The 17,398-nt window shown below is 62.5% G+C and carries 14 protein-coding genes; 7 read left to right on the plus strand and 7 right to left on the minus strand.

Translation table 11 applies throughout. The annotated features are described in order from the left end of the window. Nucleotides 1-21 precede the first annotated feature (21 nt). From ACIQLF_RS04470 to ACIQLF_RS04485, 4 genes are all read left to right on the plus strand, one after another. Nucleotides 22-1,125: an LLM class flavin-dependent oxidoreductase gene (locus tag ACIQLF_RS04470; RefSeq protein ID WP_400294778.1), complete on the plus strand. Its 1,104-nt coding sequence runs from the start codon at nt 22-24 to the stop codon at nt 1,123-1,125. 79 nt (nt 1,126-1,204) lie between these two features. After that, nucleotides 1,205-2,281 (plus strand): AraC family transcriptional regulator, encoded by a 1,077-nt coding sequence (locus ACIQLF_RS04475; protein WP_400294780.1) that lies wholly within the window; start codon nt 1,205-1,207, stop codon nt 2,279-2,281. Then, the gene (locus tag ACIQLF_RS04480; protein WP_400294782.1) at nt 2,278-3,936 is read left to right on the plus strand and encodes a thiamine pyrophosphate-binding protein; all 1,659 of its coding nucleotides are present in this window, start codon (nt 2,278-2,280) and stop codon (nt 3,934-3,936) included. The genes ACIQLF_RS04475 and ACIQLF_RS04480 overlap by 4 nt, the downstream gene beginning before the upstream one ends. A gap of 451 nt (nt 3,937-4,387) precedes the next feature. Beyond that, nucleotides 4,388-4,645: a hypothetical protein gene (locus ACIQLF_RS04485; RefSeq protein ID WP_400294785.1), complete on the plus strand. Its 258-nt coding sequence runs from the start codon at nt 4,388-4,390 to the stop codon at nt 4,643-4,645. An 85-nt stretch (nt 4,646-4,730) separates the two neighbouring features. Here the strand turns inward: ACIQLF_RS04485 and ACIQLF_RS04490 are convergent, their stop codons facing one another. From ACIQLF_RS04490 to ACIQLF_RS04510, 5 genes are all read right to left on the minus strand, one after another. After that, nucleotides 4,731-7,127, minus strand: coding sequence for a bifunctional salicylyl-CoA 5-hydroxylase/oxidoreductase (locus ACIQLF_RS04490; protein WP_400294788.1), 2,397 nt, complete (start codon nt 7,125-7,127; stop codon nt 4,731-4,733). 139 nt (nt 7,128-7,266) lie between these two features. Further along, complete coding sequence (locus ACIQLF_RS04495; RefSeq protein ID WP_400294791.1) at nt 7,267-8,898, minus strand: AMP-binding protein; 1,632 nt, start codon at nt 8,896-8,898, stop codon at nt 7,267-7,269. Nucleotides 8,899-8,957: 59 nt separating this feature from the next. After that, nucleotides 8,958-9,827, minus strand: coding sequence for an acyl-CoA thioesterase (locus tag ACIQLF_RS04500; RefSeq protein ID WP_400294794.1), 870 nt, complete (start codon nt 9,825-9,827; stop codon nt 8,958-8,960). Then, nucleotides 9,824-10,306, minus strand: coding sequence for a cupin domain-containing protein (locus tag ACIQLF_RS04505; RefSeq protein ID WP_400294796.1), 483 nt, complete (start codon nt 10,304-10,306; stop codon nt 9,824-9,826). The genes ACIQLF_RS04500 and ACIQLF_RS04505 overlap by 4 nt, the downstream gene beginning before the upstream one ends. 45 nt (nt 10,307-10,351) lie before the next feature. Continuing rightward, on the minus strand, nt 10,352-11,203 hold the full coding sequence (locus ACIQLF_RS04510) for a fumarylacetoacetate hydrolase family protein (RefSeq protein WP_400294799.1): 852 nt from the start codon (nt 11,201-11,203) through the stop codon (nt 10,352-10,354). A 142-nt stretch (nt 11,204-11,345) separates the two neighbouring features. Between ACIQLF_RS04510 and ACIQLF_RS04515 the strand changes: the two genes are divergently transcribed. Beyond that, nucleotides 11,346-11,768 carry a RidA family protein gene (locus tag ACIQLF_RS04515; RefSeq protein WP_400294802.1) on the plus strand — a complete coding sequence of 141 codons (423 nt, stop codon included), beginning with the start codon at nt 11,346-11,348 and terminating at the stop codon, nt 11,766-11,768. Nucleotides 11,769-11,882: 114 nt separating this feature from the next. Here ACIQLF_RS04515 and ACIQLF_RS04520 read toward each other — a convergent pair whose 3' ends face one another. After that, nucleotides 11,883-12,764, minus strand: a complete 882-nt coding sequence (locus tag ACIQLF_RS04520) for a PaaX family transcriptional regulator C-terminal domain-containing protein (protein WP_400294805.1) — start codon at nt 12,762-12,764, stop codon at nt 11,883-11,885. Between the two features lie 143 nt (nt 12,765-12,907). Between ACIQLF_RS04520 and ACIQLF_RS04525 the strand changes: the two genes are divergently transcribed. Next, complete coding sequence (locus ACIQLF_RS04525; protein WP_400294808.1) at nt 12,908-13,924, plus strand: D-2-hydroxyacid dehydrogenase; 1,017 nt, start codon at nt 12,908-12,910, stop codon at nt 13,922-13,924. Nucleotides 13,925-14,301: 377 nt separating this feature from the next. On the opposite strand, the gene ACIQLF_RS04530 is transcribed toward ACIQLF_RS04525, so the two are convergent. Further along, entirely contained in the window at nt 14,302-15,015 is a 714-nt protein-coding gene (locus ACIQLF_RS04530) for a LuxR C-terminal-related transcriptional regulator (RefSeq protein ID WP_400294811.1), read from the minus strand. A gap of 375 nt (nt 15,016-15,390) precedes the next feature. On the opposite strand from ACIQLF_RS04530, the gene ACIQLF_RS04535 reads away from it, so the two are divergent. Continuing rightward, nucleotides 15,391-17,398, plus strand: a 2,008-nt coding sequence (locus tag ACIQLF_RS04535; RefSeq protein WP_400294813.1) for a choice-of-anchor G family protein, incomplete at its 3' end; no start/stop codon positions are given.

Raw genomic sequence — 17,398 nt, forward strand, 5'->3', positions numbered from 1 at the left:
GAAATAGAACAGGACAAAATCGTGACTCGTCAGATTCTTGATGGCAAGGATTTCAAGCTCGGGCTCTTCTCTTCCAACTGCTCGGGTGGGCTTGCGGTAACCAAGATCGAAGAACGCTGGGGCGCCACATGGGATGAAAACCTTCGCATGGCACAGCTCGCGGACAAGATCGGAATCGATTTCCTGTTGCCCATCGCCCGCTGGATCGGCTACAAGGGTGACACCAACTTCCATGGAAGCGTGCTTGACCCGATTGTCTGGGCCGCTGCCATCCTGAGCAGCACCGAGCGAATCAACGTCTTTTCGACGATCCACACAGCGTTCAACCACCCCATGGTGACGGCCAAGCAGATGGCCACCCTCGACCAACTCGGCGGCGGCTCGCGTGCCGGCCTGAACATCGTTGCCGGGTGGAACAAACCCGAATACGAAGCCATGGGCGCGCTGCTGGACCACGAACACGACGCACGCTACGAATTCGCTCAGGAATGGTGCGACGTGGTGCTCAAGGCCTGGGAAGAGCCCGGGATTTTCAACATGGAAAACAAGCACTTCAACCTGCGCGGCGCTGAGTCGGAGCCCAAACCGCACGGCAACCACGTGCCGATCCTCAACGCCGGTTCCTCGGGGCAGGGACGTGCCTACGCCGCGCGGAACTCCGACTTCGTCTTCACGATCGTCCCCGACGCCGAAGCCGGAGCACAGATCGTCTCCACCGTGAAGGCCCAGGCCCGCAGGGACTTCGACCGCGAGGTGGGGGTGTTCACCTTGGGGCACGTGGTCTGCCGCCCGACGCGTGCCGAAGCCGAGGAATACCTGGCCTACTACGCCAAGGAGAACGCGGACTGGGGCGCCGTCGACTACCTGATGGAGCTGCAGGGCATGCACGCCCAGTCATTCACCCCGGAGATGCTGGCCACCATGCGTGACCGCTTCGCCTCGGGGCACGGCTCGCTGCCGCTGGTCGGTACTCCCGACGATGTGGCCGACCAGATCGCAGCGCTTCACAAGGCAGGCTTCGACGGCATGACGTTGGCCTTCGTCGACTACGTCGGGGAGCTGGAGTACTTCGGCCAGGAAGTGCTGCCCCGTCTGGAAGCACGCGGAATCCGCCTACCGCGCTAACCCCCCCCCGGCGGGTTTGCCTGTGCGTCGGCAAACCCGCCATCCAGCACCACCACCACAGAGTACACAAGTCAGGAGAATGTCGTTGAGGGTAGTGGCACCGGAACGCACCGGGCAGCAGCAGCTGCTCGGACGGCATCCCGTGGCATCGAGCACCGATCCCGCGGTGATCCGCAATGCCGTCAACGAACTGACCCACGACGAGCACCTGGTAGAGCTGCACCAAGGGCATCATTTGCAGGGTCTCGTGCACGGAACCCGGCTGGGACCCATCGCGTTCGCCAACGTCAGCTACGGCGCCGGGGTGACCATCAAGTCCCCGCCCTCCGGGGAACGGATCCTGGTGGTCATTCCGCGGGGCCCGATGTTTGTCGAATCGTCATCCCGCCAATGGATGGCCAGCACCCCGTTCGCCCTGAGCTCCACCGAATACACACTGATGGTCCCGGACCCGATGCGCGGCGCTCTGGTCGGGGCGCTTGATGCATCGGCGGCTGGCCAAAGGTTTTCCTCCATCAGCGGGCGCCAATTGCAGCGGCAAATCCATCTGGATTCCGAGCGCCCCTTGCAACTCGCCGCCCCTGAACTGTTTGCGCGGACCTGGGTCGAAAGCTGTAGGATCATCGACCAAGACGATGCGGCGGGCCAGCCGAGTTTCGAGGAAGCGCTGCTGGGTACGCTCTTTTCCACGTTGCTTCTGGGGCTTGGCCCGCATCTGAAGTGCTTTGAGCCGCACCCCGGGGTCGGACCGGTACGCCCCGCCTACCTGGAGGCGGCGCTGGACTTCATCAAGGAAAACCACCCACAGATCGCCGGAATCGACTCGGTTGCCGCAGCCGTGGGGATCAGTCCGCGGCAACTCCAAACGGTATTCATGTTGCATGTGGGAACAAGCCCGGCCCGGCATCTGCGCGAGGTCCGGTTGATCGCCGCCAGGGATCTGCTCCGCGAGGGGAACCCCGGCGCCCGGCCAAGTGTCAGCTCCGTGGCGGCACGCGTCGGCTTTGAACACCTGGGCAGGTTTTCTGCTTACTACACCAAACGCTTTGGAGAGCCACCGTCCCGCACGCTGGCCCGACACCAAACCGGCCTTCGTGTATCGACGGCCGCAAGCATCCAACCCGCCGCATCCCAGCCACAAAGGAAACACACATGAACGTTGCACAACTTGTAGGTAGGACCCTGGCCGAGCTGGGCGTCGGCCATTGCTTCGGCGTCGTGGGTTCGGGGAACTTCACCATCACCAACACCCTGATGGAACACGGCGTGCCGTTCACCGCGGCCCGGCACGAGGGCGGGGCCGCGACCATGGCCGACGCCTACTCGCGCGCCAGCGGCCAGGTTGCGCTGCTCTCCGTGCACCAGGGCTGCGGATTGACCAACGCCGCTACCGGCATTGGCGAGGCGGCCAAGTCCCGCACCCCGATGATCGTGCTTGCGGCCGAAGCGGCGCCAAGCGCGGTGTACTCGAACTTCGCCATGGACCAGGACGGCTTCGCCGCCTCCGTGTACGCGGTGCCCGAGCGCGTGCACTCGGCCCAGACGGCTGTTGCTGACACCATCCGAGCGTACCGCCGCGCGGTGAACGACCGCCGCACGGTGGTGCTGAACCTGCCGTTGAACGTCCAGGCGCAAGATGCCGCCGACCAGCAGGTTGTTGCGCCGGCGACCATCGCCCCGGCGGAACCGATCCGCCCCTCGCGCGCCTCCGTGCAGGCCCTGGCCGAACTGCTGGCCGGCGCAAAGCGGCCGGTGTTTGTCGCGGGACGCGGCGGCCGCGGGGCCCGGGACGAGATCCTGGCACTCGCGAGGCACACCGGTGCCCTGGTGGCGACCTCGGCGGTGGCCAAGGGACTGTTCAACGAGGACGAGTTCAACCTCGGCATCTCCGGAGGCTTCTCTTCGCCGCTCGCGGCCGAGCTGATCACCGACGCGGATCTCATCATCGGGTTCGGCTGCGCGCTGAACATGTGGACCATGCGCCACGGGCACCTGATCGGCGCCGGCACCAAGATCGTCCAAATCGACCTCGAGGAGCAGTCGCTGGGAGCCAACCGCCCGATCGACTTGGGTCTAGTCGGGGACTCGGCGGAATGCGCCGCCGACGTGCTCGAGGCTCTCGTCTCCGGAAACGTGGAGGCCCGCGAGGGCTACCGCACGGCCGCGGTCGCCGTGCGCATCAAGGAATCGATCGACTGGAACCAGGTCGACTTCGAGGACCTGTCCGACGGGCAGTCCATCGACCCGCGGACGCTGACCAAGCGGCTCGACGAGCTGCTGCCGGCCGAGCGGATCGTCAGCGTGGATTCGGGCAACTTCATGGGCTACCCCAGCCAGTTCCTCTCGGTGCCGGACGAGTTCGGCTTCTGCTTCACGCAGGCCTTCCAGTCCATCGGCCTGGGCCTGTACACGGCCATCGGCGCCGGCCTGGCGCAGCCCGGGCGCATGCCCGTGCTGGGCACCGGCGACGGCGGGTTCCACATGGCCATCGCCGAGCTGGACACCGCCGTTCGGCTGGGCATGCCGCTGGTGTGCATCGTCTACAACGACGCCGCCTACGGGGCCGAGGTGCACCACTTCGGCATCGATAATCCGGAAGCGGACATGCGCTCGGTGAAGTTCCCGGACACCGACTTCGCGGCCATCGGGCGCGGCTTCGGCGCCGACGGGATCACCGTGCGCACCCTCGCCGACCTGGATGCGGTGGGGGACTGGCTGGATTCGAACCCAAGCCGGCCGTTGGTGATCGACGCGAAGATCGCCTCCGACTCGGGTTCGTGGTGGCTCGCGGAGGCCTTCAAGGGGCACTGAAACAACTTGATGTCGCTGCGGGCAACGAGTCCCGGGCGGGAACATGTTTCCCGGCCGGGACTTCTTGCTTTCGTGCGGCTCGCGCCCATCCCCGAGTCGGCGGAATCCGCTACCGACTCAGGGGACCTTGGACAAGGCAGCACGCTGCACCTGCCGAACGGCGGAAGGGTGGGCATGGGCACGGCCGGTGGGCAAGGCAAACTCGTTGCAGGGAGCGATGCTCCTGGGGCTGTCGATGCGCAGGGGGGAACAAAGCGCGACCCACTATTCCGCTGGTGGGACGGACATCGTACAAATCGTGGTGAACACGGATGACACGGAGTTCCCCGGCGCCGCTGCGGTCACCTTGAATTCGGCCGGGAAGCTATACGGTAGTGGGGACGGTTGCCGGTAGGCACCCCCGAATTTGCCACCTGGTGGCCCGCGTTGCAAGAAAGTTAGGAAGGTCTGCATGTCCCTCGTGATGGGTCTCATCGCCGGATTGGCCTTCGGCCTGGCGTCAGCTTTCGCCACCAGGCCCTGGGGAACCCTTCTGGCGGTTGCCCCGGTCTTTGTATGGTTCATCGTCTTCGCTGTCTCGCTCGAGGGCGGACTTGTCGGCTCGGAGACGGAAATGCTCGGTTTCGGCTTGTGCGGGGTGCTGCTCGGGCTGTTCCTCGGCCAGCTCCCTGACCGCCAACGGAGCAATGCACGCTTGACCCGGCGCTAGAAGCCAGAACGGGCAAAAACGAGTAGAGGGAGTGTTCCGGTCCGCCAACGGCCGAACGGAACACTCCCTCTCTCATGTGCCGGGGTTAAACGCTCGGCACCAGATCCTCCTGGGAGGAGTCCTTGGCCGGGGTCCAGCGCAGGTGCACCTGCTCGTCGATCTGCTCTTCCTTCAGCAGCGACAGGCGCGGGCGGACCGCGTCGGTGCGGGCGCTCGGCGGCTTGCGGCGACCGGCCTTGAACGGCAGCGGCCACGTGGCGCCGGCTCCCGCGTAGTCCTGCTCGGCGGCTGCCTGCAGCGTCCACTGCGGGTTGTAGAGGTGCGTGCGGCCCAGCGCCACCAGGTCCGCGCGGCCGGCCAGAAGGATCGAGTTCACGTCGTCGTAGGAGGAGATGGCGCCGACCGCGATGACGGCAACACCGGCCGCGGCGGCGACCTGGTTGCGGATCTTGTCCGCGAACGGGGTCTGGTAGCTGCGGCCGAACGCCGGGCGCTCGTTGCGAACGATCTGCCCGGAGGACACGTCGATCGAATCGATGCCGTGGTCGATGAACGCCTGGGCGATCAGCAGGGCGTCGTCCTCGGTGTTGCCGCCCTCGACCCAGTCGGTGGCGGAGATGCGGGCACCGACAGGCTTGTGTGCCGGCCAGACGGCGCGCACCGCGTCGAGCACCTCGAGCGGGTAGCGCAGGCGGTTCTCCAGCGATCCGCCGTACTCGTCCGTGCGCTTGTTCGACAGCGGGGAGAGGAACGAGGAGAGCAGGTAGCCGTGGGCGGCGTGCAGCTCCAGCAAGTCGAAGCCGGCCGCATCCGCGCGGCGGGCCGCGGCCACGAACTGCTCGCGGACCTCGTCCATCTGGGCGAGGGTGATTTCCGCCGGCACGTGGCAGCCCTCGCCGTAGGGGATCGCGCTGGGGGCCAGCACCTCCCAGTTGCCGGTTTCCAGCGGCTCGTCGATGCCCTCCCACATGAGCTTGGTGGAGCCCTTGCGGCCGGAGTGGCCGATCTGCGCGCCGATCTTGGCGTTCGAGTTGGCGTGCACGTAGTCGGTGATGCGCTTCCAGGCGGATCCCTGCTCGTCGTTGTACAAACCGGTGCAGCCGGGGGTGATGCGGCCGATGTCGGAGACGCAGACCATTTCCGTCATGACCAGGCCGGCGCCGCCCATGGCCTTGGAGCCCAGGTGCACCAGGTGGAAGTCGCCGGGCACGCCGTCGATCGCCGAGTACATGTCCATGGGGGAGACGACGACGCGGTTGACCAGTTCCAGCTCGCCGATCCGGTACGGCTGGAACATCGCGGGGGCGACCTCCGGGGAGCCGGCCAGGCGCGCGAAGTCGGCGTCGACCTTCTGTGCGAAGCCGGTGTCGCGCATTTTCAGGTTCTCGTACGTGATGCGGCGGGAGCGGGTGAGTAGGTTGAAGCAGAACTGCACCGGGTCCTGGTCCTTGTACTGCCCGATGTTCTCGAACCATTCCATGGACGCCTGGGCGGCGCGCTGGGTGGATTCGACCACCGGGCGGCGCTCGGTCTCGTAGGCTTCCAGCGCGGCCTCGACGGTGCCGTGCTCGTGCAGGCAGGCGGCCAGGGCCAGCGAGTCCTCCATGGCCAGCTTGGTGCCCGAGCCGATCGAGAAGTGCGCGGTGTGCGCGGCATCGCCGAGCAGCACGATGTTCGCATGGCGCCAGTTCTGGTTGCGCACCGTGGTGAAGTTGATCCACTTGGAGTTGTTGGTCAGCACCTCGTGGCCTGCAAGCTCGTCGGCGAAGATCTCGGTGATCTTTGCGACCGCCTTCTCGTCGCTGACGCCGGGGGCGAAGACCTCGTTCTCGGTCTCGTCGAAGCCGGCGGCGCGCCAGACGTCCTCGTGCATTTCGACGATGAAGGTCGAACCCTCGTCGGAGTACGGGTAGCCGTGGATCTGCATGGTGCCGGCGTCGGTCTCCTTGACGAAGAACTTGAACGCCTCGAAGACCTGGTCGGTGCCCAGCCACATGTACTTGGACACGCGCGGGTCCAGCGAGGGCTTGAAGGAGTCGGCGAACCTGGCGCGGATGGCCGAGTTCAGCCCGTCGGCGGCGAGCACCAGGTCGTAGTCGGCGGAAAGCTGTTCGACGTCCGGGGCCATGGTGGAGAAGCGCACGTCCACGCCGAGTTCGATGCAGCGGCGCTGCAGCAGCTCGAGCAGTTCCTTGCGGCTCATGGCGGCGAAGCCCTGGCCGCCGACGGTGTGCATCTCGCCGCGGAAGTGGATGTCGATGTCGCTCCAGCGGGCGAAGCGGCGGGACATGTAGTCGGCGATCACGGTGTCCGCGTTGCCGATGCCGCCCAGGGTCTCGTCGGAGAAGACGACGCCGAAGCCGAAGGTGTCCGAGGCCGCGTTGCGTTCCCAGACGGTGACCTCGTGGGCCGGGTCAAGCTGCTTCATGAGGGCCGCGAAGTACAGGCCGCCGGGGCCGCCGCCAACAACTGCGATTTTCATGGGTGTGTCCTTATCTAGGGTCGGCAAGGGCCGGGCTGCCGGTGGAAACCGGCGGCCGCGGGATGCATGCCGGTGGAAACCGGCGGCCGCGGGATGCATGCCGGGGAAGAGCGGTGGGGGATGCGCGGTGCGGAACGGGCTAGGAGGCGGGGGCCTCGGCGAGGGCCTCGCGCAGCTTGAAGTGTTGGAGCTTGCCGCTGGGGTTCCGGGGCAGCTCGTCGACGAAGCGGATGTCGCGCGGGTATTTGTACGGGGCGATGGTGGCCTTGACGAAGTCCTGGAGTTCCCTGGCCTTCGCCTCGCTGGCTTCAACACCCTCGACGAGGACCACGAACGCGCAGACGATCGATCCGCGGCTTGCGTCGGGGCGCGCCACCACGGCGGTTTCCAGCACGTCCGGGTGCTGGATGATGGCCTCCTCGACCTCCGGCCCGCCGATGTTGTAGCCGGAGGAAATGATCATGTTGTCGCTGCGGGCCTGGTAGGTGAAGTAGCCGTCGGCGTCGCGCACGAAGGTGTCGCCGGTGACGTTCCAGCCGTTCGACACGTACGCGTGCTGGCGTTCGTCGTCCAGGTAGCGGCAGCCGGTGGGGCCGATGACGGCCAGCCGCCCGACCTCGTCGGGGCCCAGCTCGTTGCCGTCCGTGTCCAGGATGGTGGCCCGGTACCCGGGCACCGCCTTGCCCGTGGCACCGGGGCGGATCTGTTCCCCCGCGGCGGAGATGAACACGTGCAGCAGCTCGGTGGAGCCGATGCCGTCGACCAGTTCAAGCCCGGTGGCGTCCTTGACGGCCTGCCAGGTGGCAGCCGGCAGGTGCTCGCCCGCGGAGACGGCGACGCGCAGCGAACGCAGCAGGTCGGCCTTGCCCTCCTTGAGGATGGCCCGGTACGCGGTGGGTGCCGTGAAGAGGACGGTTGCCCCGGCATCGTGGGAGAACTGGGCAAGTTCCACCGGCGTGGTGCGTTCGGTCAGCAGCGAGCTGGCGCCGAAGCGCAGCGGGAAGACCACCAGACCGCCCAGGCCGAAGGTGAAGGCCAGGGGAGGGGATCCCGCGAAGACGTCGTCTGCGGTGGGACGCAGGATGTGCCGGGCGAAGGTGTCCGCGTTGGCCAGGATGTCGCGGTGGAAGTGCATAGTGATCTTCGGGACCCCGGTGGTGCCCGAGGTCGGCCCGAGCAGTGCCACGTCGTCCGCGGCGGTGTCCACGTTGGTGAACTCCCCGGACTTGGCCGCGGCGCGTGCGACGACGTCGTCGGCCACGTCGGAACCGACCGGGATGACCGGGAAGTTGCTGGCCGCCGCGGCGAGCGCGTCGTCCATGAATCGGTGGTCGCAGAGCATCAGCGACGGCTTGGTCAGCGCCGCAAGCTTTTCGATTTCCGCCGCGCGCAGGGCAGGCATGGTCGTGACAACCACTGCGCCGGCCTTGATGACGCCGAGCCAGCAGGCCACAAGCCACGCGTTGTTCGGGGCACGCAGCATCACGCGGTTTCCCGGGACGATCCCGAAGTCCTCGACGAGGATCTGCGCGACCTGGTTGGCCCGCTTGAGCAGCTCTCCGTAGCCCAGCGAGGTTCCGTCCGGTGCCAGCAGGGCGGGCCTGTCGGCGCCGAAGGCGGCCACCGCGTCGTCGATGAGGACGGTGGCTGCGTTGAGCCGTTCGGGGTACTGCAGTTCCGGCAGCGTGAATTCAAGCGTCGGCCAGAGCTCGTGCGGCGGCAGGTGGTCGCGGGTGAAGGTGTCCTGGTGCGCCGTAAGGGATAGTTCCATGTCGTCTCTTTCCAAGAGTCGGGTCTCGATGGTTCTTTGGTGCTTTTGGTGCGGTGGAGCTAGCCGCGCGGTCCGCGGATCATGCCTTCCTGGGCGACGGTTGCCAGCAGCAGGCCGTCGCGGGTGTAGAAACGGCCCAGGGCCAGGCCGCGGTTGTTCTGGCTGGAAACCGCTTCCTGGACGTACAGCACCCAGTCATCGACCCGGCCGTCGCGGTGGAACCACATGGAGTGGTCAAGGCTGGCGGTGACGAGTCCCTCGGTGCTCCAGGAGAGGTTCTGGGTCCGCAGCAGCGGTTCGAGGATGGTGTAGTCGCAGACGTAGGCCAGGGCCGCGCGCCGGGTGATCTGGTCGTCGGGAAGGTCGGTGAAGGCCTTCACCCAGACGGCCTGGTGGGCCGTGTTTTCCCCGTCAACCGAAAGGTACATGGCGCCCGGGACGTGGCGCATATCGAAGCTGCGTCCGTGGGACCAGTACTCCGCCGCCGCGCCCTCGGCCTCGGCGAGGACTTCCGAGGCGCTGGCCAGGGTTTCCGGGTCGAGGTCCAAGTACTCGGACGGGGCCGTGGAGGACTGCTCCGGGCCGGACTCCGGCACGTGGAAGGAACCCAAAGCCGTGTAGACGGCCTTGCCGTTCTGGAATCCGCGGACCTGGCGTGTCGAGTAGCCGCGCCCGTCGCGCATGAGTTCGACCTCGTAGCGGACCGGAACGTGCATGTCGACGGGGCGCAGGAAGTAGGAGTGCATCGAGTGCAGCTCGCGGTCCTCGCCCACCGAGCGCATCATCGCCGTGGCACCCTGGGCCACCATGTCTCCGCCGTAGGCCTTGGGCCACGGCACGTACTGCGGGACGGCGGTGAATGCCTGGTCGAAGACCTCGGCCTCGCAAGCGGTCAGGTCGATGGCATCAAGGAAAATCTGCGAACTCATGCCCGACGGTATCCTTCCAGGGACTCGTCGGCTACGTCTTCGAGATTTACGACGATGTTTTCCGGGGTGCGTGCCGTAAGCCAGACCAGGTCCTCGGTGATGGACATGTTCGCCTCGACGTGCGGCATGAACGGCGGGACAAACACCCAGTCGCCGGCGGTCATGTCCAGGTACTGCTCGTAGTTCTCGCCGAAGTAGATGCGTCCGTGGCCGCGCAGCACGTAGCCGCCGGTTTCGGCCTCGCCGTGGTGGTGCGGCAGCGAGCGGTAGCCGGGTGTGTTGGAGACCTGGCCGAACCAGATCTTGGTGGCCGGGGTGTGCTGGATGCTCACGCCCGAGACGCGGATGCAGTCGCCGGACTGCGCGGTGTTGGTGTCCTCGGCGCCAGCGCGGGTCACCACCGGAACGACTACTCCGTCGGCGCCCGCGTAGATCGAGTTGTCGCCTTCGGTGCGGTAGATCACTGGTGTGCTGCTCATGTGGATGCTCTCCTTAGAGGTGGTATGGGGTTGGAATGAAGTTGGTTAGACACTGGTCGCGATGCGGACGCGGAACGTGTTGGACAGGGTTCCGATGCCGGGGATTTCGGTGTGCAGTTCGTCCCCGTCCTTGAGGAAACGCGGCGGGACCATGCCCATGCCGACGCCGCCCGGGGTGCCGGTGAGGACCACGTCGCCCGGGCGCAGTACGGTGAATGCGGAAATGTAGGAGAGCAGCTTCGCCGAGGAGAAGACCAGGGTCTTGGTGTTTCCGCGCTGGACTTCCTCGCCGTTGAGGGTGCAGATGACCTCGACCCCGGCTTCCGGATCGATTTCGTCGGGGGTCACCATGACCGGGCCCAGGGGAGTGGTGCCGTCGAAGGCCTTGCCCTGGAACCATTGAAGGGTGCGTCGCTGCCAGTCACGCATGGAAATATCGTTGGCGACGGTGTAGCCGGCGATGCCGGCGGCGGCTTCCTCTTCGGTGGCATTTTTGAGCGTGGAACCGACGACGACTGCGAGTTCGGCTTCCCAGTCGACGTTTTCCGAATGCTCGCTGACGATGTCGGCGGACGGGCCGGTGAGGGTGTCGGCGAACTTGGCGAAGAGGGTCGGGTATTGCGGCAGTTCGCGGCCCATCTCAAGGATGTGGTCGGAGTAGTTCAGGCCGCAGCAGATGACCTTTTGCGGGTTCGGCACAGGGTTCAGAAGGGTCGTCTCTTCGCCCGCAATGACGTCACGGGCGCTGTGGCCATCCAGGACTTCGAGAGCCAGAGCCTTCCAGCCGGTGAGCCCGACCAGCTCGCCGATATCGCGTGCCGGCAACGGCAGGTATCCGCCTGCAACCTCAAGTGCTGCGGTCGGTTGACCGTTGTGGCGAATTGTCGCGAGTTTCATCGATACCCCTGTCTCTGCCCATCAAATTCATTTGTGTCGACTTTTTGACTGCCGTCACGTATCCTCAATGTAACACGCGTCACAGGTGTGGCGCTAGGGCGGATTCGCCACGAAAACCATCAGAGTTCACAGGGAGCGCACAATGACCGAGACGACGGTTCACGAAAACCTCACGATCAACCCCGATTCGTTGCCAAAGCCATCCGGATACGCACACGGAATGCTTGCAGGCGACACGGTGTACCTCGGCGGGCAGACCGCGCTGGACAAGAACATGCAGATCGTTCCGGGCGGCATCATTGAGCAGTTCAAGCAGGCGTTCTCCAACGTCCTGACCACCCTGACGGAGGCCGGCGGCCGCCCGGAAGACCTCGTTTCGGTGACGATCTATCTCACCGATGTGGATGACTACATGGCCAACGGCCGCGAAATCGGACGCCTCTGGCGCGAAATGGCGGGCACCAAGTACCCGGCGATGGCGGGCATCGGCGTCAGCCGCCTGTGGCAGAAGGAAGCCCTCATCGAAATCCAGGGCGTTGCCGTCATCCAGGAGCGCGACAACTGATCGGTTCATGTGAACCAATTCCTGACCGACAAAAATGTGCCGTGCGGTTGGCTAAAGAATCCATGATTCGGAAGTCATCCACACGGCACATTTTCTTTGTCCGTTTCGGCGGGCTTACGCAACAATCGTGTCGTCATCAATGATGCGGCTGGCATGCCTCTCGGCGCGCGGGGAAAGCAGCGCATGCAGTTCCTGGAACAGCTGTTCGGCTCGCAACGCATTCCAATTCTCTGGCAGGAACTCGATGGGCAATCCAGGATCAAGATAGGGGAGGCGGCGCCATTGCGTGATCAGCACCAAGTGGTCGGCAAAGGCCCGGGCGTCGACCTCGTGGCTTGCCGCAAGTTCTTCCTGGCGCTTCCAAGCAGTAAGAAGCCCCCGGTTGTTGTCGAGGAAGTCGGAGTAGAGCTCGTCTAGCGCGGGCAGGTCCCACCAAGTGGCTACTTTCTTGTGAGGGTCGGCGCCGCCGACATGATCCGCCATAAAGAACTCCAGGTATTCGCTGAGCCCACGGCGATCAAAGTACGCCAAAACCTCATCACGCAGATGGCCCGGTGCGATCCACAGCCCGGGCGTAACGGAACCAAAACCCATTCGAATCAGGGAAGAGCGGATCTTGTGGCGTATGTTGCGCTGTGATTCCGGAACGGTGAAGGTAGCCAGTAGCCACTGGTCCTGCTTGCTTGCCCGCCGGGGATGAAAAATGCGTTCATCTCCCTCGATGAACGTTTCAATGACCGAAGGGGCCAACGCATATCCACTGCGGTTGTTCACCTGAACGCTGTCAATGATTCCGCGCTTCTTGAGCCTTGAAATGGAGGAACGCGTACCTGCGGATTCCACACCTATGTCTCGCATGAGAGAAATGATTGCGGCCACTTGCAGGGCACCACCATGCCGACGGGCATAGAGTCCAAAGAGAGAGACTATGAGCTGGTGATGCCGTGGAACCGGAGCCTCAGCGGGGGCCTTTCGGTCGCCTACGTGGGAAGTCATGCGCTCACCATATCCAATGGGGGCCGATAACCTATTTGAAGAACGGACTTTTATCGGACGTGTCGTTTCTGTGACGTCCGGCCAATAATCGGCGTGAACCTTGCGGGTCCTCACCACCATCTACTCAATACAGGAGCTCCCATATGCGTCCACGGCTGTTGATTGGTTCCTATCTGCAAGATGACCTTGTCGCCAAGATCAGTGATGACGTGCCGGAAGTGGAAGTGATCTTCCGCCCGGACCTGCTGCCAACGCCACGCTTTGCATGCGATCACTGGGGGATTAAACGCGACCTTACCCGGGAACAGCTGTTCCAATGGCGTGGACTTCTGGCCGATGCGGAGATCATGTTTGACTTTGATTGGTGGGAGCCACAAAACTGGCGCAAAAATTGCCCGAAACTTACCTGGATCCAGGCTTCGCAGGCAGGGGTCGGAGCACGAGCCGCTTCACTGGGGCACGTCGACCAGCACGTAAGTATCACCACTGCCGCAGGTGTGCACGCAAAACCGCTTGCGGAATTTGCGCTCGCCGGTTTGCTTCATTTCGTGCGTCAATTTCCCGACTTGGAAAGTCAGAAGGCAAGCCAAGAATGGGTTACCGGTTCATCCCAGACACTGTTCGGCAAGAGAGCCCTGATTGTTGGTGCTGGAAGCATTGGTCGTGAAGTTGCCAGGACCTTGAACTTTTTTGGGGTTGCATGTGACGGGACCACCCGGACGGCTACAGATCTTGGCGAGTCGTTCCGGCACTCGCTGTCATTGGAGGCCTGCGAGCTGGCTACGTATGACATAGTCGTGCTGGCGTGCCCGCTCACCGAAGCGACAATCGGAATGTTTTCCGAGCAGAAGATTTCGGCGATGAAGCCTGGAGCCCTTCTGGTTAATCTCGCCCGCGGACAGGTGCTTGACCAGACGGCGCTGATTAAGGCGTTGGAATCGGGTCATTTGGGAGGGGCTGTCCTGGACGTCGCGGAGCCCGAGCCGGTCCCCGCGGGGCATGCGCTGTGGACTGCGCCGAACCTCATCTTGTCGCCACATACTGCTGCCAACGTTGATGCGGAAAATTCAAGGATTGTCGAGCTTTTCATCGGGAATCTTCGTCGGCACTTGGCCGGCGAAGAGCTCATGAATCTTTATGATCCGGCTAGCGGATACTGAGTGTCCTGTTGATCCCGTGGAACCGAGTGGACTGCGGACAAAGCTGCCATGGAAGTCAGTGCTGCCGCTCAATGGTCGATCGATGTGCGACCCCGCCGGAGAATCCTGAAACTGACTAAGCAGCATAAGTTGTTTTTGAATAAGCGTTTAATATACCTAAATATATTCGACGATGGTCAGCAAGAGTTCGTGTGCTCTTATTGGCCGTCCGTGAAACGACAGCGGAAAATTCGATCTAGTTCCGGGCGCTCATCGACTTTGAGGATCGTTGGTTGCCGTTTCAAGGCCAACCGCGAATGTTTATTGGGTTCTTCCCCAATCGGGGAAGAACCCAATAAACAGTTATATATCCAGGCGGTGGTTTTGGAAATGCCGAATTATGCCCTGGGTGTGGCGTAGCGCGCGGGCCCAGAGGTGAGTGGAAGGGTTGGACGAGCTTCTTCGAGCAATCCTGCTTGCGCAACCAAAACGGCAAGTTGGACGCGGTTCTTCACATTCAAGGGTTCCATGATCTTTGCCAACTGTGCTTTGACTGTTCCTTCGCTGACATGCAGCATCGTGGCAATTTCCGAGTTTGTGTAGCCGTTTGCGAGTGCATTCAGCAAGCGGCGGCCCCTCGGATTTGTCTGGCGCAAGAACTGGGCCTGTAGATCGTAACTATTGACAGAACTGACAGGGAAGCGTTGCGCATCCGCCGGTTTTGAGTAGACCATGTTCCCGGAATGGATCATTAGCAGTGCGGCGTCAAGATTCGTGGAAATGGAGTTTTTGGCAAGATAGCTGCACGCTCCCGCCGAATGCGCACGGCTCATGGTTTCAAGGTCATGAGTAGCAGAAAACATTACAACTTTTATTTCAGGTGAACCAGCAACAATGCGTCTGGTGGCTTCCATGCTGCAGACATTGCTGATGCCGGATTCCATGAGCACAAGATCAGGCTTTTTGGAGAGCGCTGCCTCAACTGCATCATTTCCATTGCTGGAGACATCCTCCAGCTCAACCTCCTGGCTTGACGCTAGAAGGCTTTCCAAACCAATCCTAAGAAAATAGTCTCCATCGGCCAGATGTACGCGTATTTTGGGCTGATTCATTTTTCCCCTCCAAAATTGCATAAGGTCACAAATTTCCGGAAAAGCAGTTGCATAACTCCGAGTTAATGCCCCAAAACCATTTTCTCGCCCTTATGGCTTCCCATACTAGCCATTGGGAATAGCTACTTGGTGAGCTTGGTCGAAAAAACTTTGCAGATTAAGGACGGGTGGTCATTTGATGTAGCCAGTCAGCCATTAGTTCATCCCCGTCTGGGATCTCTGGACTGGCCAAAAAGCCCGCCAATCGTAACCTTGCGGTGCCCTGGGAATACCCAGTGGGGCGAAGGCAATCAGCCGCTTGCTTTTCTAGGGTCGGACTTGGGGGCACATGGAATTTGTGTCTCTGATCATTCCGGTCTCGCCTTGGAGGATGCATTGACAAAAGAAAAACAACCACCAGGGAAAGGGAAGCAACGCTTCTCAATTCCCCGCAGACTTTTGGCTGGCGCAGTAGCGTCGAGCCTTTTTGTAGTGCCGGCCACTGCGGCATATGCCGCACCAGTTGATCTATCTGCGGATCAGTCCGAAGCGCTGGGGCAAGTGATTTCATCTGAGCTGTTTGCGCTGGATCTATTGGAATCGGCGCTGAGCCAAGCGGGCAATCCCTCTTTGGTTGGACCCAACGCCAACCCCTTCAATGTGGCGGCGCTCAACGCTCTCAATGTTGATCTTGGTGCAGTTACGCTTCCGCTCATTGACAGTGGGACCAACAACGGTCTTCTTAGCCTCGGGTCATTGGGCGCATTGAACAGCTACGCAGCGGCCCCAAGCGTTGCGAATGCCAAAGCCGCAGCCGGCGCTGTTTCAAATGATGGCGCGATTACCGTTGACCCTGATGACGAAGGTGGCAGCCCCGACAATGCGACGGTTGACCTCACTGCGCTTCTGGCGCAGTTGAATGTTGCTGGCCTGACCGATTCAATTGTCGACGAAGTGGCATTGGAAGTCGGCGCACTTGCTTCAACTGCGGAGAAACTCAATGCGGATGTCACTTCCGAGTACGTCGTTGCCGATGCAAAAGCAGTAGTTAGCAGCCCGCTCGTCGGTGAAGTCGTAACCGACTTGGGCGGAGTCGTCGATGGCGTGGGAACGACAGTCAATGGGCTCGCCGGAACCGGTGGCGTCATCGACACGATCGTGTCGGGTATTCCCACGGTTGATCTTAACCTTGGCGTCGTTGATGTACTCGTTGGAAATGCCACGGCTACGATTGACAACCTGGACCTTGGCGTGATCAAGACGGGGCTGCTGCAGTCCACGATCGACGCCGACAACGGTGTTGTTTCGCTCAACCTTGGAACGGGTCTGGTCACGATCGACCTGGAACGGGCCGTCAACCCGGGCTCGGTAAATGGGCTAAACGGACTACCGGCCAACACCGATGTCATTGACGCTGCAACGTTGCAGCAAATCTCTGCAGGCCTCACGGATATCGTCTCGAAACTCGTCGATCAGCTGTCGGAAGCGATTACGGATGCCGTTTACGCAGCAACACTCAACGTAGAGATCGATTTGTCGGTTGATGCCGTGTTCGGGCTCGTTGGTGCCGATGACGGCAACATCACGATTTCTGGTTCGATCGGTGATTTCCTCGGAATTGACGGAGGTTCCCCAGACGTTGTTGTTGACTTGACTATCGCATTGGCGGGGATTCCCTTGATCAATGTCGGGCCGCTGACAGGGTTCCTTACGGATGCCTTGGTTGAGCCCATCCTTGCCGGAGTCGGAAACCTACTGGATCCCTTGATTTCGAATCTTGGCGATACCATCACACCGATCACCGACCAGCTACTGGATGATCTATCTCCGGTCATCACTGGTGTGCTAGGTGAAATTGTCCAGCTGACGATCAATGACCAGCCATCGGTGGACACTCCTCCGCGAGATGCTGCATTGGGTGCCGGCTCGTTTACCGTTAGTGCCCTTACCCTGACCCTGCTGCCCCAGGCAGAAGCGGCCAAGGTTAGTTTGGCTACGTCCTCCGTACGCGCGTTGGATGAGGCTCCTTCGATCGTGGCTACGCCGGATTCGGTCGAGTCTGGCCAGACCACGACGATTACGGGTGAGGGTTACCCTGGGCTGACCGATGTGGTTGTTCAGCTTACCGATGCTGCCGACGCTCCGGTTGGTGGCAGTGTTACTGTCACGACCGATGCCGACGGCAAGTTCTCGACTCCGTTGACGGTACCGGCGGGTACCCCTGCCGGTACTGACTACAAGGTTGTTGGTTCGGTCGATGGTGGACCGTCTGCCTCGACGGGTCTGACCGTTACCGATCCGGTAGTGGCTCCTTCGATCGTGGCTACGCCGGATTCGGTCGAGTCTGGCCAGACCACGACGATTACGGGTGAGGGTTACCCTGGGCTGACCGATGTGGTTGTTC

Origin of the sequence: Paeniglutamicibacter sp. NPDC091659 (assembly GCF_044756805.1) — a bacterium.
Lineage (GTDB): Bacteria > Actinomycetota > Actinomycetes > Actinomycetales > Micrococcaceae > Paeniglutamicibacter.